This window comes from Bartonella tribocorum CIP 105476 (assembly GCF_000196435.1).
Taxonomy (GTDB): Bacteria; Pseudomonadota; Alphaproteobacteria; order Rhizobiales; family Rhizobiaceae; genus Bartonella; species Bartonella tribocorum.
In genome coordinates this window covers 390,370-413,001 of record NC_010161.1, presented here as the reverse complement: position 1 = coordinate 413,001, position 22,632 = coordinate 390,370, and the positions used below count along the sequence as shown (strand labels likewise).

The 22,632-nt window shown below is 41.7% G+C and carries 28 protein-coding genes and 2 pseudogenes; 23 read left to right on the top strand and 7 right to left on the bottom strand.

Annotated features, from left to right (window positions below; genetic code table 11):
• The first annotated feature begins 137 nt into the window (after positions 1-137).
• Positions 138-584 (top strand): single-stranded DNA-binding protein, encoded by a 447-nt coding sequence (gene ssb, locus BTR_RS01730; protein ID WP_012230846.1) that lies wholly within the window; start codon positions 138-140, stop codon positions 582-584.
• A gap of 10 nt (positions 585-594) precedes the next feature.
• Positions 595-1,137 carry a hypothetical protein gene (locus BTR_RS01725; RefSeq protein WP_012230845.1) on the top strand — a complete coding sequence of 181 codons (543 nt, stop codon included), beginning with the start codon at positions 595-597 and terminating at the stop codon, positions 1,135-1,137.
• Between the two features lie 2 nt (positions 1,138-1,139).
• On the opposite strand, the gene BTR_RS01720 is transcribed toward BTR_RS01725, so the two are convergent.
• On the bottom strand, positions 1,140-1,562 hold the full coding sequence (locus tag BTR_RS01720; protein ID WP_012230844.1) for a type II toxin-antitoxin system HicB family antitoxin: 423 nt from the start codon (positions 1,560-1,562) through the stop codon (positions 1,140-1,142).
• A gap of 20 nt (positions 1,563-1,582) precedes the next feature.
• Positions 1,583-1,765 carry a type II toxin-antitoxin system HicA family toxin gene (locus tag BTR_RS01715; protein ID WP_038473253.1) on the bottom strand — a complete coding sequence of 61 codons (183 nt, stop codon included), beginning with the start codon at positions 1,763-1,765 and terminating at the stop codon, positions 1,583-1,585.
• A 351-nt stretch (positions 1,766-2,116) separates the two neighbouring features.
• On the opposite strand from BTR_RS01715, the gene BTR_RS01710 reads away from it, so the two are divergent.
• The 4 genes from BTR_RS01710 to BTR_RS01695 all read left to right on the top strand — a co-directional run bounded on the left by BTR_RS01710 (position 2,117) and on the right by BTR_RS01695 (position 4,654).
• A complete protein-coding gene (locus BTR_RS01710) occupies positions 2,117-2,458 on the top strand; it encodes a hypothetical protein (RefSeq protein ID WP_012230843.1) in 342 nt (113 codons plus the stop codon).
• Between the two features lie 3 nt (positions 2,459-2,461).
• Complete coding sequence (locus BTR_RS01705) at positions 2,462-3,040, top strand: hypothetical protein (RefSeq protein WP_012230840.1); 579 nt, start codon at positions 2,462-2,464, stop codon at positions 3,038-3,040.
• 598 nt (positions 3,041-3,638) lie between these two features.
• A complete protein-coding gene (locus BTR_RS01700) occupies positions 3,639-4,379 on the top strand; it encodes a phage regulatory protein/antirepressor Ant (RefSeq protein WP_012230839.1) in 741 nt (246 codons plus the stop codon).
• Positions 4,376-4,654, top strand: coding sequence for a hypothetical protein (locus tag BTR_RS01695; protein ID WP_012230838.1), 279 nt, complete (start codon positions 4,376-4,378; stop codon positions 4,652-4,654). The genes BTR_RS01700 and BTR_RS01695 overlap by 4 nt, the downstream gene beginning before the upstream one ends.
• Positions 4,655-4,706: 52 nt before the next feature.
• On the opposite strand, the gene BTR_RS01690 is transcribed toward BTR_RS01695, so the two are convergent.
• Both BTR_RS01690 and BTR_RS01685 read right to left on the bottom strand, forming a co-directional pair.
• The gene (locus BTR_RS01690) at positions 4,707-5,012 is read right to left on the bottom strand and encodes a BrnA antitoxin family protein (protein WP_012230834.1); all 306 of its coding nucleotides are present in this window, start codon (positions 5,010-5,012) and stop codon (positions 4,707-4,709) included.
• Entirely contained in the window at positions 4,990-5,256 is a 267-nt protein-coding gene (locus tag BTR_RS01685; protein ID WP_038473250.1) for a BrnT family toxin, read from the bottom strand. Before BTR_RS01685 ends, BTR_RS01690 begins: the two co-directional genes overlap by 23 nt.
• Positions 5,257-5,340: 84 nt before the next feature.
• Here BTR_RS01685 and BTR_RS01680 point away from each other — a divergent pair, with 84 nt between their 5' ends.
• From BTR_RS01680 to BTR_RS01640, 9 genes and pseudogenes are all read left to right on the top strand, one after another.
• Positions 5,341-5,892: a hypothetical protein gene (locus BTR_RS01680; protein ID WP_012230827.1), complete on the top strand. Its 552-nt coding sequence runs from the start codon at positions 5,341-5,343 to the stop codon at positions 5,890-5,892.
• Positions 5,893-5,922: 30 nt separating this feature from the next.
• A complete protein-coding gene (locus BTR_RS01675) occupies positions 5,923-7,851 on the top strand; it encodes a phage terminase large subunit family protein (RefSeq protein WP_012230826.1) in 1,929 nt (642 codons plus the stop codon).
• A 3-nt stretch (positions 7,852-7,854) separates the two neighbouring features.
• Positions 7,855-8,103 carry a phage head-tail joining protein gene (locus BTR_RS01670; protein ID WP_012230825.1) on the top strand — a complete coding sequence of 83 codons (249 nt, stop codon included), beginning with the start codon at positions 7,855-7,857 and terminating at the stop codon, positions 8,101-8,103.
• On the top strand, positions 8,103-9,674 hold the full coding sequence (locus tag BTR_RS01665) for a phage portal protein (RefSeq protein ID WP_012230821.1): 1,572 nt from the start codon (positions 8,103-8,105) through the stop codon (positions 9,672-9,674). The genes BTR_RS01670 and BTR_RS01665 overlap by 1 nt, the downstream gene beginning before the upstream one ends.
• On the top strand, positions 9,664-10,728 hold the full coding sequence (locus BTR_RS01660) for a S49 family peptidase (RefSeq protein ID WP_038473247.1): 1,065 nt from the start codon (positions 9,664-9,666) through the stop codon (positions 10,726-10,728). Before BTR_RS01665 ends, BTR_RS01660 begins: the two co-directional genes overlap by 11 nt.
• Positions 10,611-10,991 (top strand): hypothetical protein, encoded by a 381-nt coding sequence (locus BTR_RS01655; RefSeq protein ID WP_244393515.1) that lies wholly within the window; start codon positions 10,611-10,613, stop codon positions 10,989-10,991. Before BTR_RS01660 ends, BTR_RS01655 begins: the two co-directional genes overlap by 118 nt.
• A complete protein-coding gene (locus BTR_RS01650; protein ID WP_012230814.1) occupies positions 10,988-11,356 on the top strand; it encodes a head decoration protein in 369 nt (122 codons plus the stop codon). The genes BTR_RS01655 and BTR_RS01650 overlap by 4 nt, the downstream gene beginning before the upstream one ends.
• Positions 11,357-11,368: 12 nt before the next feature.
• Complete coding sequence (locus tag BTR_RS01645) at positions 11,369-12,445, top strand: major capsid protein (protein ID WP_012230813.1); 1,077 nt, start codon at positions 11,369-11,371, stop codon at positions 12,443-12,445.
• Position 12,446: 1 nt separating this feature from the next.
• A pseudogene (locus BTR_RS01640) lies at positions 12,447-12,824 on the top strand (head-tail joining protein).
• Between the two features lie 3 nt (positions 12,825-12,827).
• On the opposite strand, the gene BTR_RS01635 reads toward BTR_RS01640, so the two are convergent.
• Entirely contained in the window at positions 12,828-13,913 is a 1,086-nt protein-coding gene (locus BTR_RS01635; protein ID WP_012230810.1) for a hypothetical protein, read from the bottom strand.
• Positions 13,914-14,293: 380 nt separating this feature from the next.
• Between BTR_RS01635 and BTR_RS13325 the strand changes: the two are divergent.
• Together BTR_RS13325 and BTR_RS01620 are read left to right on the top strand one after the other, a co-directional pair.
• Positions 14,294-15,028, top strand: a pseudogene (locus tag BTR_RS13325) (Rha family transcriptional regulator).
• A complete protein-coding gene (locus BTR_RS01620) occupies positions 15,025-15,303 on the top strand; it encodes a hypothetical protein (protein ID WP_012230806.1) in 279 nt (92 codons plus the stop codon). The pseudogene BTR_RS13325 and the gene BTR_RS01620 overlap by 4 nt, the downstream one beginning before the upstream one ends.
• Positions 15,304-15,349: 46 nt before the next feature.
• On the opposite strand, the gene BTR_RS01615 is transcribed toward BTR_RS01620, so the two are convergent.
• Both BTR_RS01615 and BTR_RS01610 read right to left on the bottom strand, forming a co-directional pair.
• The gene (locus BTR_RS01615; protein WP_012230805.1) at positions 15,350-15,646 is read right to left on the bottom strand and encodes a HigA family addiction module antitoxin; all 297 of its coding nucleotides are present in this window, start codon (positions 15,644-15,646) and stop codon (positions 15,350-15,352) included.
• Positions 15,647-15,662: 16 nt separating this feature from the next.
• Entirely contained in the window at positions 15,663-15,977 is a 315-nt protein-coding gene (locus BTR_RS01610) for a type II toxin-antitoxin system RelE/ParE family toxin (RefSeq protein WP_012230802.1), read from the bottom strand.
• Between the two features lie 53 nt (positions 15,978-16,030).
• Between BTR_RS01610 and BTR_RS01605 the strand changes: the two genes are divergently transcribed.
• The 6 genes from BTR_RS01605 to BTR_RS01580 are packed head-to-tail and all read left to right on the top strand — an operon-like array spanning position 16,031 to position 22,632.
• Positions 16,031-16,573, top strand: a complete 543-nt coding sequence (locus BTR_RS01605; protein ID WP_012230801.1) for a hypothetical protein — start codon at positions 16,031-16,033, stop codon at positions 16,571-16,573.
• Positions 16,554-17,219, top strand: a complete 666-nt coding sequence (locus tag BTR_RS01600) for a phage baseplate assembly protein V (RefSeq protein ID WP_012230800.1) — start codon at positions 16,554-16,556, stop codon at positions 17,217-17,219. Before BTR_RS01605 ends, BTR_RS01600 begins: the two co-directional genes overlap by 20 nt.
• A complete protein-coding gene (locus tag BTR_RS01595; protein WP_038473244.1) occupies positions 17,216-17,557 on the top strand; it encodes a GPW/gp25 family protein in 342 nt (113 codons plus the stop codon). Before BTR_RS01600 ends, BTR_RS01595 begins: the two co-directional genes overlap by 4 nt.
• Positions 17,554-18,381 (top strand): baseplate J/gp47 family protein, encoded by an 828-nt coding sequence (locus tag BTR_RS01590; RefSeq protein ID WP_012230798.1) that lies wholly within the window; start codon positions 17,554-17,556, stop codon positions 18,379-18,381. The genes BTR_RS01595 and BTR_RS01590 overlap by 4 nt, the downstream gene beginning before the upstream one ends.
• Complete coding sequence (locus tag BTR_RS01585) at positions 18,381-19,487, top strand: phage tail protein (RefSeq protein ID WP_012230791.1); 1,107 nt, start codon at positions 18,381-18,383, stop codon at positions 19,485-19,487. The genes BTR_RS01590 and BTR_RS01585 overlap by 1 nt, the downstream gene beginning before the upstream one ends.
• A gap of 1 nt (position 19,488) precedes the next feature.
• Positions 19,489-22,632 (top strand): DUF4815 domain-containing protein, encoded by a 3,144-nt coding sequence (locus BTR_RS01580; protein WP_012230782.1) that lies wholly within the window; start codon positions 19,489-19,491, stop codon positions 22,630-22,632.

The window sequence follows — 22,632 nt, the reverse complement described above, 5'->3', positions numbered from 1 at the left end:
TTATCGTATAGGTATGCCGTAAAACATAATGTTATATGTTAATAATTAATAATATCCTTTTGAAATAATTGAAAAAATAATAAAATTATGCTAGGATTTTGTACGTATTTAAATACAAATTTAAGGTAAGAAAAAACATGCTAAACAAAGTGACATTAATCGGACGCCTTGGTGCTAACCCTGAAAGCAAAACCATGACTTCTGGAGCTGAAATAGTCAATTTTAGTATAGCAACTTCTGAAAGCTATACCGATAAAAAAACCAATCAAAAAGTAGAGAAAACGGAATGGCATTCCATTGTGGTTTTTAATCCACATTTGGCAAAAATAGCACTTCAGTATCTCAGTAAAGGTTCAAAGGTTTACATAGAAGGCAAATTACAAACCCGTAAATGGCAAGATAAAAATGGTCATGACCGTTACACAACAGAGATTGTCTTGTCACAATATAAAGGTGAACTGCATTTGCTTGATGCAAAGAAAGAACAATCGGCACACCCCTCACCCATTACTTCTCAAAGTTATGCTATTGCCTCAGGTACTCAAGATTATAGCGCATCTCTTAATGATAGCGTCCCATTCTGATTGAAAAAATATGGCTAAAAGAAAAAAACATGCAAAACGTGGACGTCCTCGTATTAATGGATGTATCAGAGAACCCAATGGTCGTATCTCGCGAGCAAAAATACCGCGTGAACCGATTGATAAATTGGCAATTGAAATGCGTGCCAAGCGATTTGGCTTAACCATAGAAGAAGCAAAAAATCCCCTTTCCGCTACTTATATCGGACGGCTTTATCTGCAAGGTGTGATTAATCAAGATCAGTATGATGCTGCACAAAAATATCTTGAAGTGAAAAACAATTACCTATGTGCAAAAGCCTTACCAAATGCAATTTATGATGAAATGCCTACAACTTCTGATAACGGAGCAAGAGAGAAATGGGTACAGAAGGCAACAGAACATCTTTTAGCTGTAAAAGATGTTGTTCAAGAAGCTCAATGTTTACACCGTCAATATAACCTTCATGCCGCATTACAATATCTTGTTATAGAAGATCAATCACTACCACACCTTGTGCTTTCATTGCGCATTGCTCTTAATGCGCTTCATAAACATTTTACACAAAACCGCTAAATTCAAGCAGCATTTTGAATATTAATAGAGATCTCTTTTCCAAGAGCAATGAGAGTGGATTCTAAGGCATCTAATTTTGTTGCATGGTTTAAATCCAACAATCGGTCAATTTGTATTGGGTGAAGTTTTAAAAGACGCACAAGATCAGCTTTGCGTAAGTCTTTTTCAATCATAGCGTTATGTATTGCAATTTTTAAAGTGACCAATGAAGAGACTTCAACAAAAGGATAGGTAACATCATAAATACCACACGGAACAACTTCTCGATCTTGGAAACGCCCCATAATAACTGTTAAAAGTGCGTTTTTAGCATTTTCTAAAGCTTCTTTTTCATCGTTACCATAGGTAATAAATTCTTGAAAGTCTTTGCAAACGACAAGAAGAGTATCATTGTCATCTTTGATAAATTTAAGTGCATATTTCATTTACATCTCCATATTCAGACTTACTTTAGATCAAGATCTTTGAGAATTTTATTAACTAATCCCGTTCCTAATTCTTTTCGCGCACCATGCATTGGCAAAACCGTTTTTTTAGAACCAAGTCTTACAATTAAATGACCGCCTTTCCCCGAAGTAAAACTGCAACCATGCTTTGTAAGATATCTTTTTAATTCTTGGCTATTCATAAATATAGTATAACATCTAAAATGTTTAAATGAAACAAATATGTTGTTATTTATAGAAAATTAAAAAGCGGCTTTTAAAATACCAAGTTTTGATCAAAAAAATAAAAAAATACAAAATATAGATTTTTTCTATTGACAATGTGTAAAAAATTTTATTTAATGACGTTACTGCACTAGTCGTATTGTGTCTAAAATTCAAAAATATCCCCTAAAATTTGATAAAATCTTAAGCTTTCAAGAGGGCTTAAAGCACTGTTTTTATTGATAAAAAAGGCTAACCTATTTTGCACATAACAAAAGCCATTAAGTGACCAATGATGTCATTAATTCATTGCCTCAAAAGGAGCGAAGATGAAAGCAATCATCACCAAGCCAATGTGTGTTGTTGGCGATAATAAAAGCACTGTTCGTTTTGAAACTTCAACTCCCAATAATCCATTTGTTGAGATTTCTAATCAAGTCTACGCTCGTCTCAAGCGTGCAAATGCTGCTAAACCCTTTGTTGATGTCAAAACAAAAATAAAACCCGACAAGACAATTGAACAGATTAAGCAGGTAGAAAAAGAACCCAACCAAACATCATCTGAAATAGTAACAGAGGAAACCTCAACAGTAACAGAGGAACCCTCATTCGAAAAACCAAAAGCACCTAAAGCTTCCAAGCCATCAACATCTACCCCCCAAAAGGCTTAAAAGTTGAAATTAATTATCCACCAAAAATGGTATCTTCAACAGGCAAAAGATACCTTCACAAGCCTTCAAGCCCCTCGCCTTAATTGGGCTCTGCGTAATGCTCTAAACACTGCAGCAAAGCAAGTCGAGCGCTTTACTGAGAAGCAAGTTGCCGACCTCTCATCCGCCCAACCAAAGCGCGTTAAAAAAGGTGTTTATATTAAAGACAAGGCTACCGCACAGTTTCTCGAGACAGATATCATTGGTTCTGGAACACCGATACCTCTTAAATTTTTTAAGGCAAAAGAAACAAAACGCGGCGTAACTTACACACTGTTTAAAAAGAAAGAAATCTTGCCCCATGGTTTTATCATGGGAGGCAGTTTTCCAAAACGTGTTGAGTTAAAAATGGGAGGGAATGTGTTTCAAAGAGATGATGGAGACCAATTCCCCATTGCAAAACAAGAAGGACCATCAATTGCTAAAGTGATGTCCAAGCCAGAGATTGCAAGCGCTATTGCACAATATGCCAATGAAAGATTAACCAAAAATATACAGAGACAACTTAAACGTCAAGAATACGCTGCTAATAAAAAAGGCTAGATCATGTTCTCAAGCTTTATCTCTATATTCCATATCTTTATGAGTTTAAGCATTCCCTATTCTTATTGCAATTTAAAAAAAAGACCATCATTTATGCTTTGTTTTTTCCATAAAAAAGTCAATAAAATCAATTCAAAAGGTACTTCCCAGCGGGTTGGCTTCGTTGCGGGGCGGACGAGCGCGAACTATCGCTAGCGACAGAATTTTCAAAATGACTGTACATTGTACACATAATATATTGAAAAATAACGAATTTAATGTGTATTCATATACACACTGTACAATAGCGTATTATTTTTAGAAAAAAGTTTTTATCACTTGACAAGGCAGTGACGTTATGCATATTGTCGAATCAGGTGCCTAAGAAACACCTCAAAACAACAAGCGGATTGGTTGCCGAAATAATCAGTCTTCCGCACATTGTAAAGGCTTTGACTCATTATGCGCGTATAGCGTATACTGGTCTTGTCGGGTGTGGTTATGTCATAAAATACCCTTTCGGGGGAAAAGCATAACGACGGGCTTGTTGCCGTGTTTCTTAGCACCCGGCGCTCTTTTGGAGTGTCATTAAGAAACATCTATCAACAAGGAGTTCATTATGAACACTCTTATAAAAATTAGAGAAAGCACTGCTAATAGTGCTACCACTCAGACTATGTCTAGTCGCGAAATTGCTGAGTTGTGCGGTAAAAGACATGACCATGTCATGCGTGACATTAAACAAATGTTAGGAGAATTAAACTCTGAAAGTACTGCCCCCAAATTTGGGGTGAGTGATTTTTCAGGATTATACAAAGACTCAACAGGGCGTACACTTCCTTGTTACAACCTTCCAAAGCGTGAATGTCTAATTCTTGTTTCTGGTTATAACACTACTTTACGAGCAAAGATTATTGACCGTTGGCAAGAATTGGAAAAGCAAATAGCAACACCACAAGTTGACTATTCTAAACCCGAAGCATTACTTGGTGTCTTGAATCACCTACAAAATCAAATCGAGAAGAAGGATAACACCATTGCTGAATTGACTCCAAAAGCAGAAGCTTTAGAAGGTTTAAAGCGCTCTGATGGTTTGTTTGGTCTTATTGAAGCTGCAAAGATATTAGAGGTGCGACCAAAGGACTTAACCGATTACTTGCGCAAACATGACTGGGTCTATCGACGGGCTCCAGGAGCACCTCTGTTGCCTTATCAAGACAAGATCAAGAAAGGATTCATGGATTGCCCTGCTATCACCATTCAAAGACCGGATGGTACAGAAAAGGTACTCCCTTCCACAAAAATCACATCGAGAGGATTGGCATGTTTGAGAGAACAAATCCATGGAGGTGTGCAATGAAAACCAGTATTGATTTTTTATGCGATTTGTGGATGGCGTTGTATCAGTTTTCTGATCGTGATGATGTTGAAGATAAAGCTTTTAGTGCTCTCATTGAAACTATGGATGCGATAGAAAAAACTTTAATTTTAAAGCTTCAAGATGAAAGTCCGAATGCACTCAAAATTTTAGCAATGATTACAAATTTTGGAGCCTTAAAACCTCCTCCGATTATGGAACCTTTGTTGAAAACTTATGAACCGAATTTCGAGAGCCCTATTAAAAAGGTTGCTTAAGTTCAAAAACAGAAGTCCCCTCCCCGTTCTCAAAAATGGGGAGAGGGTTATCTTAACAACCGCTTGCTTTTTTTAAGACTTCACCCATACGTGTGCGCCAATCTTTTCCTTGTTTTTTAAAAGAAGCAATAACGTTTGGGTCGAGACGGAGAGTAACCGCTTGTTTAGGAGATTCAACGGGGGGACGCCCACGTTTACGGCGCTCTTCTGTTACATACTTAAAAAAGGAGGCTGGTAAAACGTCTTTAGCTGGCTTTAAGCGTGCAAGCTCTTCATCTGTCAATGGTGGAGAATCCACAGCATCCCAATTTTCTTTTGCGTAATCACATCCTGCTTCAAAGGTTTTTTTGATAGTCATTGAAAACCTCTCTTTCTTTTTTATTAGCTCGACGAAAACTGATAATGGATATTGCTTCATTGCCAAGCTTTGCAAAAACAATAACTGTTGTGCCATCCGCAAAATGTCCAAGAGCCTTCATGCGGTTTGAATGGGTTGCATCAATAAGGGCATGCTCCCAATCAAAGTAAATAACATCAGCAAAATCAAGCTTATGTTTAATAATGTTCAAAGCTCTTTTTGGTTCATCCCACACTATCTTCATATATTTTATGTACACGAAAAATAAAACCTTGTCAATAATTAAAGTGTACAATAATTCGTATAAACCATTCAAAATGGAGCCACTATGACTAAGAAAACGCGTAAGGGTTTATCGCTTCGGGCATTTGCAAAAAAGATGCGTGTTTCTCCTAATGCGGTGGTTTCTCGATTTAAGACAGGAAAATTTGATGCTGCTCTTTTTGAAGATGGTTCTGTCAATGAAGCGCTTGCAACAGCCATCTGGAATGAGAATCCAACAAAACGCCCTGCTCCATTTTTAGCACCGGATGGTCAACCGCGAACAAAGATCAAACAAACCTCTACAGAGGGCGCTAATGAATACAAGATTAAACTGGAGCGAATGCAAGTTGCTCTTGAAAGCGAGAAGATTGCCCTTGAACGCTTACGCGAAACAACCGTTGACCGTGAAGAAGTCAAGAGAGCAGCGCGTGAGTTTGGAAGAGCACACCGTGACGCCATGTTGAATTTTCCGCATCGATTTGGTGCAAGCATTGCCGCACAAGTTGGATGTGATGCTGCAAGTCTGATCGGTGCCATTGATTATTACATACGAAAGGCTTTGCTTGAAGCTGTTCATATTCCAGTTCCTTATCATGATCCTCAACCTCCAGAATGAGAGAGTTTTGGAGCGAGCAAAGAATGAATAATGGATGAGAATGCTGTTACAGAATTTTTCGCCCATGCCAATGATGCAAGACAACCGGACCCACCGTATACGGTTTCCCAATGGGCGGATAAGAATAGATACCTTAGCACCGTAGCCAGTGCTGAACCTGGATTGTGGAGAACAAAACGCACCCCCTATTTGCGCGAAATCATGGATAATCTTTCTTCTCACAAACCGATTGAAACAACCATTGTCATGAAAGGAGCGCAGGTTGGCATGTCAGAGGCAGGATTGAATTTCTGCGGTTATGCTATTCATTATAGTCCAGGACCTGCCCTTTATGTCATGCCGACCGTTGAGACAGCCAAAAAGCTTTCAAAGACGCGGCTTGATCCCATGATTATGGCAAGTCCAGTTTTAAGTGAACGCATAGCCCCAGCGCGAACACGTGACAGCGGGAATACCATGTTTTCGAAAGAGTTTGATGGTGGAGCACTGATGCTTACAGGAGCAAACAGTGCAGCTGGTCTGCGTTCTATGCCTATTCGTTATCTGATTTTGGATGAAGTGGATGGTTATCCTCTCAGTGTCGATAACGAAGGTGATCCAGTGATGATTGCGGAAAAGCGCACATCAACCTTTGTACAACGAAAGATCTTTAAATTGTCCACCCCAACCCATCGTGACACAAGCCGTATTGCCAAGGATTTTGTGCTAGGAGACCAGCGATATTACAACGTGCCTTGTGATGAATGTGGTACACTCCAGCCGATTGTTTGGTCACAAATCAAATGGCCAAAAGGAGCTCCCGAAAAAGCTGTTTTTGTTTGTGCGCATTGTGGTCATGAACATGCCGAACACCGAAAAACAGATCTCATGTGTGAAGAAAGAGGTGCATGCTGGGTCCCAACCAGTGAGTCAAGCAGACCGAATTTGCGTTCTTATCATATTTCGGCACTCTATTCACCTTGGCTTACATGGGGGGAATGTGCAAGAGAGTTTTTAAATGCCAAAGATGATCCAGCTCTTCTACAGCCTTTTGTCAATACAGTTCTTGGAGAGCCATGGGAGGACAGAACAGGCGAAGTTGTTGATCCAGACAGCCTCTATGCAAAACGCGAAGATTATCCCCTTGCACCAGAACAAGCCGTCGTGTTGACAGCAGGCATTGATGTGCAAAATGATCGTTTAGAGCTTGAAGTGGTGGGATGGGGGCGTAGTGAAGAAAGTTGGCATATTGATTACCAAGTTATCCTTGGTGACCCCTCTTCTTTTGAAGTGTGGGACCAATTGGATGAATATCTTGCAAAACGCTGGCCGCATCCAGGCTATAAAGAGGGGATTAGGATAACAGCGGCTTGTATTGATACTGGTGGTGGACATACACAGGCAGTTTATAATTATGTACGCCCGCGGGAGGGGCGGCGTATCTGGGGCATTAAGGGACAAGCTGGCTGGCGTGCGGTCTGGCCACGCCGACCAAGCAAAAACAATAAAGGACAGATTAATCTTTATATTGTTGGGGTTGACGCCGCGAAAGATATCATTACAGCACGGTTTAAAAAATCAGGTCCTGAAGCAACGGGGGCTGGTGCAACACACTTTCACAAAAGCCTTGACCCGGAATATTTTGACCAGCTAACCGCTGAAAGAAAAGTCATTAAATATTTTAAAGGCTTCAAGCGTATTGAATGGCAAAAAAGTGAAAAGGCAAGAAACGAAGCCTTGGATTGTAGGGTCTATGCTTATGCTGCTTTGCAAGGTCTGATTTCGGCAGGAATAAACCTTAACCGAGAAGTCGATATCTTAGAAGAGCGTTTGGAAAAACTTAAAATTGAAGGCGCTTTAGAGCAGCCAACATCAGAACATGTGCCCTCCCCTTCTCCAAAAAGATTGCAGGCAGCACAGCCTCAAAAGAAGCCATTCAGAACAGTGATAAATCCTTATATGCGAGGGGATTGGAGGTAATTTGTGGATGAAACTTTAGAACCAATTAATAGAAAAATTGACAGACTGGAAAGTTTAAAAAGGCGGCGTGAACAAATTGAAGAGGCTCTTTATTCGGGAGCGCAATCAGTGCGTCATGGCGATAAGCAAGTAAGCAACCGCTCTGTTGAGGAACTTCGCAGAGCTCTTGAGATGCTGAATAAGCAAATAGCGGACCTTGAAGGGCGCAAAGGTTCACGCGTGTTCTATTTTAATATCTCACGAGGCTATTAATGGCTGGTTTGTTCAATAAAATTACAGGCTTTTTTACAATTTCTCGTCAACACAATCCCCATTTTGAAGCGGCAAGCAAAAGCCGCCGTATGAGTGGTTTTGACCCTGCAAAAAAACATATCAATAAAGCGATTGAAGAATGTGGTGATACCATTGTTGCTCGTTCAAGATGGCTTTATGACAATGAATCTCTTTATGGGTCTGCAACGGAGGAATGGGTCTCTGCGGCTGTCAGTGATGGGATTAAACCTTATCCTCGCATTGAAGGCTTTCAAGAAGAAAAGAAAAAGCTTTTAGACTTATGGTGGCAATGGGTTGATGAAGCAGACTACGACGAAGATGCCAGCTTTTATGGTCTGCAAGCAACCATTGCACGAGAGGTCTTTTTAACCGGCGAATGCTTTGTAAGATTGCATTATGTTGACCTTTATGGGTGCTCTGGTGTGCCTCTTCAGTTGCAAGTTTATCCTACTGAAATGCTAGATCTCACCTATAATGAACCGGCTGAGATTGAAGGCAATTACATTCGTATGGGAATTGAATTCGATGCCAGTGGTAAGCGCGTTGCTTATCATTTCTGGAAACATCACCCCTATGATGATTACCCTGCAAACAAAGCATTTAAGAGTCAAGAGCGCATACGTGTGCCTGCTGAAATGGTCATTCATATCAAAGAGCGCCGGATTGCTGGACAATTGCGCGGTTCTCCAAAAATAACGCGCTGTATGACAAAAATCTTTCAACTCGAATCCTATGATGATGCAGAACTTGAACGAAAAAAAACAGCGGCTCTTTTTGCGGTATTTATTACAGGGAAGGAATCTCATGAGGCAGAGTTAGAGGAGAATCGTGAAAAAACGAAAATTGAACAGAAGGTGGAAAAGAAGGTTGAAGAGGTCCCCGAAGAGTATCCAATTTACCCTGGCTCGGTTAACGTGGTCGATGGTGAAAAACAAATTACATTCTCAAATCCTGTTGAGGTTGGTGGCTCTTATGAGGCTTTTCAATTTCGCAATATTTCAAGAATTTGTTCTGCTCTCAATATGCCTTATGCTGTTGTGACAGGAGATGTTACGCGGGGGAACTTCTCCAATGTGCGAACCTCTATCATTCAGTTTAGACGGCACGTCAAACAATGGCGAGAACATATCATTGCTTTTCAGTTTAATCGAATTGTTTGGGCACGCTTTGTCGAAATGGCAGTGCTTGGCAAATGCGTGAATTTACCAGGATGGGAAGAAAATTCCTTGCCATGGCTTCAATGTGAAAGCTTTGCACCACCCCTTGAAATGATTGATCCCATCAAGGATATCACGGCAGAAAAAGAAGAAATTCGTGCTGGCTTGAAAACACGACGTATGGCACTAGCCGAGCGCGGCTTTGATATTGATAACATTCATGCCGAACTCGAAGAAGAACGCACAGATGCACGCACGCGGGGTTTATCCTTTGATACCGATAATGCGCTAGCGCCCTCTGCTAGCAATCAACTAATTGATACTGAAGATTCAGAGACTTCTGAGAGTTATGAAAGTAACCAAGACAGTAAGGCGCAGGCAAATGGTGAATAATCTTGACATGCCGTTTTTGGCATCACGGCTTTTTGGTGTTCCTCATATGCTTGCATCGACAAAGCTTGATATCATCCTTAATGCTCTTGCCCCACGGCTTTTTGAAGGAGAAAAATTTGCCATGAGAGCATTGTTAGAAAAGAATGGGGCTCCTTTCAGACCACCAGAAACTTACGTAGTGCAAAACAATGTTGCTATAATACCCGTTCATGGCACGCTTGTACGCCGCGGTGCATGGCTTGGAGCTTTATCGGGTTTGACTTCTTATGAAGGTTTAAGGGCTTCTTTTCGTGAAGCCATTGCACAGCCTGATGTGAATGCTGTCTTACTTGATATTGATAGTGGTGGGGGAGAAGCCGGTGGCATCTTTGATTTGGTTGAAGAGTTTCAAACCCTTTCAAAACAATATGCCAAGCCCATTTGGGCGCATGCCAATGAATTTGCTTGCTCGGCGGCTTATGCCATTGCTTGTGCGGCTTCTCAAATATGGATTACACGCACCGGTGTTGTAGGCTCCATTGGGGTTGTTTGCGCCCATCTTGACCAATCTCGTGCGGATGAGAAACAGGGGCTTAAATGGACCTTTGTTTTTGAAGGTGATCACAAAACGCATGGCAATCCTCACGAACCCTTGAGCGATACAGCACAGATAAAAATGCAAGCCGATTGCACCCTGCTCTACGAAATGTTTGTCGATTGGGTTGCAAAAAACAGACCTCTGAGTGCGGACGCAATTCGTGACACAAAAGCAGAAACTTTTATAGGCACCCAAGCTTTAGAGCTTGGATTAGCAGATGCGCAGGGCACTCTTGCGCAAGCTTTGGAAGCCTTAACGGATTCCATATCACAAACCCCAACAGCAACAAAAAAAGGACAAAACACATGGCACGCACCCTATACCGCGCCGAAGAAGATGATGAAAAAATTATCGACGTCATCAATGAGGACGAAGAGGACGAAAACGAGAGCGACATTGACGAAGACACTCAAGACTTCGACGAAGAAGAGGAAAACGAAGACGAAGATGAGGACGAAGATAAACAAGAAAGCGTAAAAGCGGCTCTTGAAAAGGAAAGAAAACGTGGCGAGGCACTGACAAACCTTGAAAGGCAAGCAAAGCGCTTAGGCGTTTCTTTTGATGCAGCAAAAGCCATTAAAAGCGGCATGAGTGTTGAGAAAGCAAAAAATGTTGTTTTAACCGCAGCTGTCTCGAAAAGCGCATCTTTAAAACTATCAACCACAGCTCCCCATAGAGATGGGACGAGCAAGGAAAAAATTCATGCAAAATGGGAAACAGCTTGGAGGACAATAAAATGAGTCAAGTTTTTTATGAAGACATCCGCAATGGCGCTTATCTTGGACCCTACGATACGGATATGTCAAACGAAGAAGTGGTTTTTGCTTCAGGAGCATTCATTGAAGCAGGAACTGTCATGGGAAAAATTACCGCGTCAAAAAAATATACCCCCCTTAATCCAGCAGCATCAGATGGCAGTCAAATCCCTGCGGGGATTTCTTTTGCCACTGTTGATGCAACAGAGGCAGATCAACGTGCCGTGATGACAGCACGCTTATGCACTGTAAAGGCTTCTGAACTACTATGGCCAGATGCCATTACAGATGAAAAAAAAAGTGCTGCCATTCAGTCTCTTGAAGACCATAACAATATTTTATTGCGATAGGAGAATGCGCACATGGATATGAACTTTTTTAAACACGACGCTTTCTCAAGCATCACAATGATGAAAGCCATTGAAAACTATGAGTTTCAACCTGGTCTTGTAAGCTCTCTTAATCTTTTTGAGGAAGTTGAAACCAGTACCACAGTGGTTGGGATTGAACGGCGTGATAATACATTTTCCCTTATTCAAACCAGTGAACGTGGCGCACCTTTGGCAGAAGGTGATAGAGAGGGTCGTAATCTTCGGTTTTTCAAAACAACACGGATTGCCAAAAGTGATACCGTAAAATCAGAAGAAATCCAGAACCGTCGTGAATTTGGCACAGAAGATCAGTTAGAGACAGCAATGAAATATATTGCCAGAAAACAAAAGAAACTGATTTCTGAAATCGAATTGACATGGGAAAACATGCAACTTGGCGCTGTTCAAGGTGTTGTCCTTGATGCTGATGGCTCGGTGATTGTAGATTGGTACAAGGAATGGGAAATTACTCCCCCAAAGCCAATTGATTTTAAACTCAATGTTGAGACAACCAATGTTGCAGACCATGTTGATCAAGTCATTATGAAAATGATTGAAGCTTCAAAGGGAGCGTTTTCTGATCGTTCACGCATTATTGGGCTTTGTGGAAATGAATTTTTCTCCAAATTGAAAAACCATAAAACAATTCGTGAGACTTATCTCAACACAGCTCTTGCACAAACTTTAAATAGTGCTGGAGGTGTTGCAACACCAAGTTCGATTGGCTCTGGGAGCTTTGGCAGTTTTGACTTTGCGGGCGTTACTTTCATTAATTACCGGAGTATTCACAACTATAATGTGAGTGCGAAGGCTGGAACCAAACGCGCCATAGGCATTAAGCCTGATGAATGTCAATTCTTGCCTGCCAATGCACCGGGAGTGTTTCAAAAAACCTTTGCACCAGCAGAAACTGAGAATTTTTCTCATACAATTGGAAAATCTATTTACACTATTCTTATTCCAGATACTGTTCACAATACATGGGCCAAATTTGTGATGTACAGCTATCCACTTTATATTTGCACACGCCCTGAAATGCTCTTTAAAGCGGTCAGTGGAGGAAAATAACATGCGATGGCACGGGTTGCTAAACCAAATGATTCAAGATGTGCGCAACACCTTTGGGCAACCCGTCATCTACACGCGAAAAGATAATCAACACTCGTTTCAAATTACAGCGATTTACACCATTAAACATTCGGAATCGGAGGCTGGTGGCAGAATCCCCACCACAATCGCAAAAAAGGAACTTGATGTTTGTATCAATGATATCGGCAGTATACCCCCAAAACCTTAAAATAGGGTTGTGATTATTTCTCCTGAAAACACTGAAGATACCTCTCAAGAGCACTTCGTGATCACAGATGTCCAAGCTTCTGAATCCGGTATGTATAAGCTTATCTTGCGGGAGCTAAAAAATGGATCTATCATTATTTTGTGTATTTAAAAATCAATAAGGCTGCCCAAGAGCTCGGATTATTGCTGCAAACCTTGGATTTGGAATAGCCCTAAATCTGTAATTCCATGGTGCGCCAGTACGATGACTGATGTGACATCCTTGATATGTTATAGATACTGATGCAATTCTTGCCCAAGTAGTCCTTTCATTATCTTCAGGGCTTTCAAATATAATAGCTTGATTTGTTACTAAAAGACGTCCTAAAAGTGAAGCATTTTCGCCAATATTGAAGGTAACGCGCTCTTGAACTCCCAACAGTTTTTCATTTTGTACTAAACGATAATCATATTCACTTGCGTCAAGTTCTTGAAACATTTCACATGCTTCCTCAAAATTAGAGGGAGGAATATCTGATTGCCACAAAGCAACTTCTTCTTCAAAGCGTTTTTCCTTTTTACTTGCAATATAGACAGGGATAATCAAAGCTAAAACGATAAGTATTGGGACTAATAACCATAGTGTAATACTTATTATTACGACAATGCCTCCAACCAGTAGAATACAAAGGAGAAAGATCTTTACCTTCTTTTCTAAGCGTTTTTTTTCAAGTTTCGGCGACGTTGTATTAACAACTGATAAATCAGAAGAAGGATGGATATGAGGGGGAGGCATTAAAACTTGCTCTGAAACTTTTTCTTTAAAACGTTTTTTGCGTTTATCTCGCCAATGAATAAAAATAGATAATGCAATAAACGCAAAGAAAATTAACCTGAACCATCTCCAAAATCCTAGACCATCATTTTCGTCTGACTTTTTATCTTGAGTGGAAATAATTTTCTTATCGGTATTCTCAAGTAGTGCCCGTGTCACACTTTCATTTTGAGTAGCAATATTTATTAATAAAGTCGAGGAAGAGGAAAAAAAATCATTATTGTATGCAACTTGATCTGATTTGATTTTATGAAAAAAAAACGCATCTAATACTGCAGAGCCGAGAAATAATAGAGCACCAACACCAAGAGTTTTCAAACCCATTTTGCGCCATTTTCTTCTGCATACTAAAACAAGTCCGACAACCATCCCCGATAACGACAACGAACATACAATCATTTCAATTACATCAAGTATGTCGAGCATTATTCTCCCCTCCGCTATAAATAAAAAGCGAATGGATTTAATGTGAGTCGGCAAACAAAATAAAGACGCTTTCATCATATTTTTAGAAAATTTAAGACACCTCTTAATAAAATGATACCAATGTGTCTATTATTGAATCATCTGTCTAAGAAACACTTACAAACAACTAGCTTATTGGTTGCCGAAACAATCTCTTCTCCGCGCATTAAAGATTTTTACTCGTTGTATGCTACGTGCATATAATAGCCTTGTCGAGTGTAGCTATGCTATAAAATACACTTTTGGGAAAAGCGTAGCGACGGACTGTGTACCGTGTTTCTTAGCGCCAGATACCCTTCTAGGGTGTCACTAAGAAACAATTTACTACCAAGGAGTTTACAATGAACACTCTTATAAAAATTACAGAAAATGTTGCTAACGATGCAAGAGCTCAAACTATGTCTAGCATTGAAATTGCGGAGGTATGTAGTAAGAAGCATAAAAATGTTTTGCATGATATTAAGCAAATATTTAGCGAGCTCAAATTTGAGCCAGCTAAATTTTTAAGTAGTTATATTGATGAACAAGGAAAAACACGCCCTTGTTATAACCTTCCATTCCAAAGCGTAAATGTTTAATTCTTGTCTCAGGTTACAATACTGCCTTACGAGCAAAAATAATTGACCGTTGGCAAGAATTGGAAAATAAACAGCAACACCACAAATGAATCTTGCCAATGCTTTGGAAAATCCTCTTACGATTAAACAGCTCCTTTTAGAGAGTATCGATCAATTAGAAGACTTAAGAAATGAGGTGAGTACACTCAAGCCAAAGGCAGAGACTTTAGAAGGCTTAAAGCGTTCTGATGGTTTATTTGGTCTTATTGAAGCTGAAGGATATTAGAAGTACGACCAAAGGATTTAACGGATTACTTACGTAAACATGATTGGGTGTATCGACGTGCTCCAGGGGCACCTTTGTTACCTTACCAAGATAAAATCAAGAAAGGATTCATGGATTGCCCTGCTATCATTATTCAAAGACCAGATGATACAGAAAAGGTACTTCCTTCAACAAAAATCACCTCCAGAGGATTAGCATGTTTAAGAAAGCAAATCCATGGAGGTGTGCAATGAAGATAGATACCAACTTCTTATGCGATTTGTGGTTGGCATTATCTCAATTTTCTAGACATGGAAATATGAATGATAAAGATTGTACAGCTCTGGTTGATACTATGAGTGTCATAGAAAAAGCTTTGATTTTAAAACTACAAGATGAGATGCCAAGTATGCTTAAAATCTTAACAGTTCTAACAGATTTCGGAGATTCAGAACTACCGCATAGCATGCATTCTTTGTTGCGCACTTATGAACCAAATTTCGAGAGCCCTATTAAAAAGGTTGCTTAAGTTCAAAAACACAACTTCCCTCCCCGTTCTCAAAATGGGGAGGTGGTTAAGTTCTACATTCAAATTTATTAATTTTGGCAAATTCATCTGCTTTTTCGGCTTGTAAAATATGAACATCATAAGCAGCTTGCATATTAAGCCAGAACTCAGCTGTCGTATCAAAAAAAGAAGCCAGTCTGAGAGCGGTATCAGGAGTTATTGGGCTATTTTCCGCAATAATACGTTCTATCCTCGTGCGTGGAACATTCAATGCTTTTGCAAGAGCATAAGCAGAAAGAGCATATTCTTTTAAATATTCCTCCCGTAAAATTTCTCCAGGATGTATTGCAATATAATTTTTCATCTCGACCTCCTATAGATCAATGATAATCTACAATTTCAACTTCATAGGCACCATTAGTACGCCATTCAAAACAAAGACGAAACTGGTTATTAATACGAATAGAATATTGACCTTTACGCTCTCCTTTCAATGCTTCTAAATGATTTCCTGGAGGACTGCGCAAATCTTTAAGATCAACTGCTTTATCGAGCATAAACAATTTTCTTTGTGCTATGCGTACCAATGTCGCAGGAAAACCTTTGGGTGTCTTGCCTTCTAAAAGATCTTTACACCGCTTATCCGCAAAAGATTCAATCACCAAATCACCTCTATGCGTTCTTTTATGTATCATAACATGATACCAGTTTAAAGAAAAGGATAAATATTGAATGACAGGAGCCCGCCATGCATCCCCGCGAGAGGATAAGAGAAACATTTGTTGCTTTGATAAAGGCAGCAAAAACAGTGGCTGGTGACAATGTTTTCAATATGCGTGATTTCAATTTATTTATTGAAACAATGCCAGCTATTAATATCTCAACGCAAAGTGAAACCATTGAAGATGGACATGATTTTGGCTTAAGGCGGCGTGTTTTAACGGTGGATGTTGAATGCTATGCAACATGTGAAGAGGGTGCACGCTTTGTTGACCAATTAGCATGGGAAGTGGAGGAGGTTTTCCATGCCAACCCCAATCTTAACAACACTGTTGAGACATGCCGCCTGCAAAATATTGCTTTTGCCTTTGGTGATAATGGCGCCCTAGCGCTCCACGGTGCAATTTTAACCTTTGACGTGACTTATGTCACCAATATCCCCTGCCCTGATGAAGGAAATGCAACCGTAGGAGTTGTTGAACCCCTTGTCGGTTTTAAACCCGAAACAGGTATGGGAAACAAAGACAAATACCATAAAATTGAAGGTGACCATGTTAGAGCGACGCGATAAAGAGATCACCGATTTAAAAAGACGCGTAGCCAATATGGTTGTGGTAGGGAAAATTAGCCATGTTGACCATAAAAACGCACGCTACCGGGTAAAAAGCGGCAGTCTTATCAGTGATTGGATTCCAGATACCCAAGCGCGTGCTGGTAAAACACGCTCTTATGAAGGGCGCGATGTTGGAGAACAAGTCATTGTTGTCTCATCATCAGGCGATTTATCACAAGGGGTCATTGTAGGCTCTATTCATACCGATGCGAACCAAGTAGCCGATAAAGGCAATATTCATAAAACACTTTATCCCGATGGCACCAGCCTTGAATATAATGATGAACAAAACACCTATGCCCTTAATATAAAATCGGGAGGAAAGTTTATCCTAACCATCTCTGATGGCGTATCACTCAAAGGAGATGCTGGTAAGCTAGAGCTTAGTGCACCAGAAGGCATCAAAATCACTTCAGAAAGTGATCTGAGTTTAAAAGCAAAGGGAAACATTTCACTCCATTCACAAGATGGAATTTCTCTTCATTCAAGCAATGAGGTTTGCATCAATTCAAGGGAATTAAAGCATAACAGCACCAATGTCGGAGCAACCCATGTTCATGGAGGTGTTTACCCTGGTGGTTCCATGACAGGAGGTCCGAATTGAACAGTGGAATGGACCGTACAACAGGAAAGCCATTGGTTGGCATAGAACATTTGCGACAGTCGATTATTGATATCTTGTCAACACGCATTGGCACACGGGTGATGCGACGTGATTATGGTTCACGTATTGGAGAACTCATTGATGCGCCGGTGAATAACGCCTTTGCTGTTGCTCTTTATGCCGCCGTTGCTGAGGCTTTAGACAAGTGGGAACCACGTTTTAAGCTGAAAAAGATTGATTTTAAAATACTTGGAACCGGACAAGTTTCTCTGTCCTTTGAGGGCATGTATTTGCCATCAGGAAAGCCCATTACCATGGAAGGATTATTGATACAATGAGTAGAGCGCTTGCAAAACCGGAAATTATTACAGAACTTTCTTTTGAGGAAATCCGCGCTGCTGTTCTTACCCATTTAAAAGAGCTTTTACCCGAATATACATTTTTGGAAAGTGATCCAGCCGTAAAAGTTATTGAGGCTTTTAGCTATCGAGAGTTGCTTTTAAGACAGCGTATTAACGAAGCGGCACGCAACAACATTCTTGATTTTGCAACCGGTGAATCCCTTGATGCTTTGGGAAACTGGCATGGTATTGCCCGCTTAGAGGGTGAGAGTGATGAGAGGTATCGTGAACGCATACAGCTTCATGCCCGTGGGGGAAACGGAAGTGGAACAGAACCCTATTACAAACTTATCGCCTTAACAGCCGATAGTCGAGTGAAAGATGCGATTATTTATCGTAAAGGCAAAAATCCAACCATCTATGTTGCTGTTTTTGGCAATAATGAAGAAGGAACAGCCTCTGAAGATCTCATACAAACAGTTTCACAAGCTCTTCACAGAAAAAATATCATCATGACCAATGATACCATTATTGTGCATGCTGCTGTTAAAAAAGTGCTGGACTTAGAAGCAGATGTTTGGCTGCTCCCGGAAACATCCTTGAAAATTCTCACGACAATGGAGGCAAATTTACGCACGGCTTGGAAACAAGAACAAGCCATTGGTCGCGAATTAAGCCTCTCGTGGTGGGTTTCAAAACTAATGATAACTGGTGTCCAGAAAGTGATTGCCATTACACCCACAAAGGACAGTGCGGTTTGTGATGAAGAAATCTTATCGATTGGCAAAATCACCTTAAACTTTAAAGGGCGGGCGCGCTAATGGTTGGCTCGCTTCTCCCCTCACATGCAACAGAATTTGAGAAACGCCTTGCCGATGCTTGCGACTTTCATCAAGATGTTGATGGGTCTGTTTTGGGGATTTCACGTGCAAAACTGATCACACGCCCTCCCCGCTTTTTGCCATGGTTGATTGAAGAATATGGACTTGGTGAACTCACACCTTATGTTCCAAACCTCTATGATTTGATTGATCAAGGGCTTGCATGGCAGCGCTTGCGTGGCTCTGTTGCAGCCATTGAGTTGGGACTTCAATGGTTAGAGCTTTCTGCACACTTTACACCCGCATGGTCAGGGCGTGCATGGTGGAATTCCTTTCAACTTTATTTTGATCAATTGCCTGAACAAAGCAGCCTTGAAGCCATTGAAGCCATTGTCGACCTTTCCAAAAGTTTGCGCTCTGATTTTCGCCGTAGCACCTATGGTTATGATGTGGAAACCATAGAGTGCGATATGTCACACCTTGATGACAGCATGCTGGATTTTGAGAGTGGCGTGCGCTTAACAGCTGGAGATACACTGTTTTCCTTTGGACGCACAACAGAAATTAATCACACGCTCACAAAACAAGAAGGCAAGCTTATTGGCAACTGGATTGATGACTTTGACGAGGAATTAAGCTGGAACCAAATCGATTACCCTTGGGAGTTGGCAAATTTCCCCTGGTGTTCGGTCAAAAAACACGAACGCGATATACTCATGGCAAAGTGGTTCCAAAACCGTCCCCTTTATTTGGCTTTAAGAGATCTCGATAACACTCTGATTGGCTATCGCAGATGCTATGCTGTACAGCCTGTCGAACAAGCGGTCGAGGGTGTTTACAGCCATTGCGGCAACAGATTTAATCCTTCCCCAACTGGCACCATGCTGTTTCTTGCAGCGCGCACAGATTTTGAGGATGTTGAGGACAAACAAGCCGCCTCTGTTTCCCTCCTCGTTCATGGTTGTCTCGCAGAACAAACACCCCCTGGTAAACTTTGGTTAGAGGCTGATGAACTACGTGGCGGTATAGAAATTCTCAAAACACCCATCAACATTCCTTTGCGTGCTGATGTTCGCGAACAATTCAAGATTTTATTGAGGTTTTAACATGAAACATGAAAGCGGACTACCCTTTGCAATTGATAGATCGGTAGGCAAAGATGAACAACAAAGCGTTGTGTTTTATGGCAGGCGCTCTTTTCTTCAAGGTGGTGAACTCAATGAAATGCAAACCATCATCAGGGGGCGTCATGACCGTTTGGGGCGCCTTGTGGCACAAGAAGGAGACCGCGTTGAACGAGCAGATGCCTTTGTCAATAAAGACACAAAAACCGTTACCTTAACGGAGGGCAAGATTTATATCGCAGGCGATATCTTTCCCGTCTCAAATGCTGTTCTCACGAATATTTCCATGATGGGGCGCGTGGAAATCGGTGTAAAGTTGCAAAAGAAATGGGTGACCTATGAGGATGATCCAGAACTCTTAGGACAAGTTACAGGGTCCTTGGCAGAAGGAGAAGGAGGTGCGGCACGCGAGGTCGCAAAACTTGTCTGGGCTCTCAAAGATGATGACCAGAAAGGGACATTTTTTCCGGTTTATATTTTGCAAGATGGCGTTTTGATTGATCAAAAATCCCCCTCACTGCTTGAACCCGCTATGCAAGCCATTGCGACGTATGATCGCGCTCATGGACACTATATCGTGGGGGGATGCCGTGTCACAGCTTTGGGGCAAGAGGGACAAAAGCAAGTGTTCAGTATTCAAGAGGGAGAAGCCAATATCAATGGTTTCAAACGCAAGCGCTTGGCTGCTTTGCGCTATGAAGAACTCGAGGACTTTTCGACAAGTGCCGTTCCTAGTGAAACCCATATTTTTGCACCTCCAAAGGGCAAGACAAGCTTTACCTTTAAAACCTATTACGCTCCCATTGCTGCTGTTCATTCCCTTTTGTTGACGAAAGAAAAAACCGTGACGATAACCCGTGGTGCGGTTGCCTCCGGGCGTGATGGGGTGGCGGACAAAAGTATCACCGCTTTTATCAAAATTGTTCAAGGAACCAAGGAATTTAAAGAAGGCAAGGATTTCAAAAAAACCGGAGACACCATTGATTGGGCGCCTATGGGAGATGAACCACTCCCCGGCAGTAGTTATAAAGTGACCTATCGATACCGCGCGAGCATAAAAGCGGATAAAGTAACAGCGCAGGAAATCACCGTCTCAGGAGGGGCTGAGGGAGGTGATATCATTGTAAGCTACACTTATAAACTCCCCCGCATTGACCGTATTGGTCTCAACACAGGAGGCAATGTTGTCTATATCAAAGGCGTCTCGGCAGACCAACCCATGGCTCCCAGTGTCCCGGATGATGTGCTCTCCCTTGCTACCATTACCAACAATTGGCTTAGCACCCCCCAAGTGGCTAATGATGGCACACGTGTTGCCCCTTATGATGAGATGTGGCGTTATTTTCAACGGGTGCTCTCTCTTGATCGCCTGATGCAATTAGAGCGCATTAAAAGTAATGTTGACTCTAAAGAGCCCGTTGCCAAAAAAGGCATGTTTGCAGACCCTTTTCTCGATGACAGTTATCGCGATGAAGGTTTTCCCCAAACAGGGGCTATTGGTCATGGCATTTTACAGCTTGCCATTGATCCAACCTTTTATACTGCCCCCCTGAACGCCCCTGTCACGCTTGACTGGACCAATGAAGTGATCATTGCGCAAGAATTGACAACGGCTTGCGAAAAGATCAACCCCTATCAAAATTTTGCACCTCTCCCTGGAATAGTCACCCTTACCCCCGCAACAGATTTTTGGCATGAACAGCGCACCGATTGGCTTTCAAGTGTCACCAATCAACTCAATATGGGATGGAATCGCGGGAGAACGATCCGTAACACGGAAGTACGTGATGACCTCATCAATGAGACTCGAGAGCAAATCGATTTTTTAAGACAAATTAAGCTGAATTTTAAGATTGAAGGCTTTGGTCGTGGTGAAATCTTGGAAAGCCTTACCTTTGATGGTGTGGATGTCTTACCCAACAGCCGCCTTGTTGCCGATAGCAAAGGCACCCTTGAAGGCATCTTTAGCATTCCTGCGAATATTACGGCTGGTACAAAGAATGTGATTGCACGAGGCAGAGGGGGCACCGTTGCAACAGGGCTTTTTACCGGTCAAGGGGTGATTGATGTAAAGGTGATGCGACGTACCACCACGGTGAAAATATGGACACAAGTAGACCCGCAAGCCCAAGTCTTTACCCCTGATGAAACACGGCAAATCACGGGGATTGATTTCCATCTTTGTAAAATAGGCAATCAAAACCATGATCTGGTGATTGATTTGGTCACCACCGAAAACGGTTATCCAACCGCTGATATTCAAGCCCAAACCTCCTATTCAATGAAGGGTGCCAAAACCGGCTGGGCTGGCGCACACTATGATGTACCCTTAACCGTCCCCGATGACCGTCTGACCGCCTTTGTCATTAAAACCGATGATGCGGATCATTCCGTATCACTGGCTAAACTTGGGGATTTTGATAAAGACAGCCAAAGATATGTCTCAAGCCACCCCTATGTGACGGGTCCGCGCTTTTCTTCTGTCAATGCACAAAGCTGGAGCGCCCATCAAGATGAAGCATTAGCCTTTCGGGTGTTGGCTGCACGCTACAGGCAAACAGAAAAGATGGTTGATTTAGGCACCTTTGATCTTGTGGATTGTTCTGATTTGCAAGTGCGTGCAGCGGTAGAATTGCCTTCAAGCGATTGCTCTGTCATCTTTGAAATTGAACGCAACAACGGCACGGTTTACCAACTGCTACCCTTTCAATTGCTAAGCCTTAGCGAATATATCAGTGAAAAGGTCAAGCTTCGCGCCATTCTTAAAGGCACAGAGAAACTCTCTCCGGTCTTATTTGCCCCGGTTCAGTTGATTGCAGGAAAGATTCATAAAACAGCAACTTATATCACGCGGGCTTTTTCCTTTGGGGAAAAGGCAAGGTTGACCAGCTATATCAAAACCTTCTTGCCAGGTGGTGCAACCTTTACACTCGAGATGCAGCTGGATGATGGGGCGTTTGTCCCTTTGAAACTCGATGAAACAGAGCAACTCGCTGAACCGCTTTGGACAGAGCGCAAATTTGTAAGCAGCGACAAAACAGCCAAACAAGCACGCCTTAAACTCACGCTTACCGGTGGACCGGCGGCGCGTTCCATGGTGTGTGATTTTGGCGCCGGTATATTATGA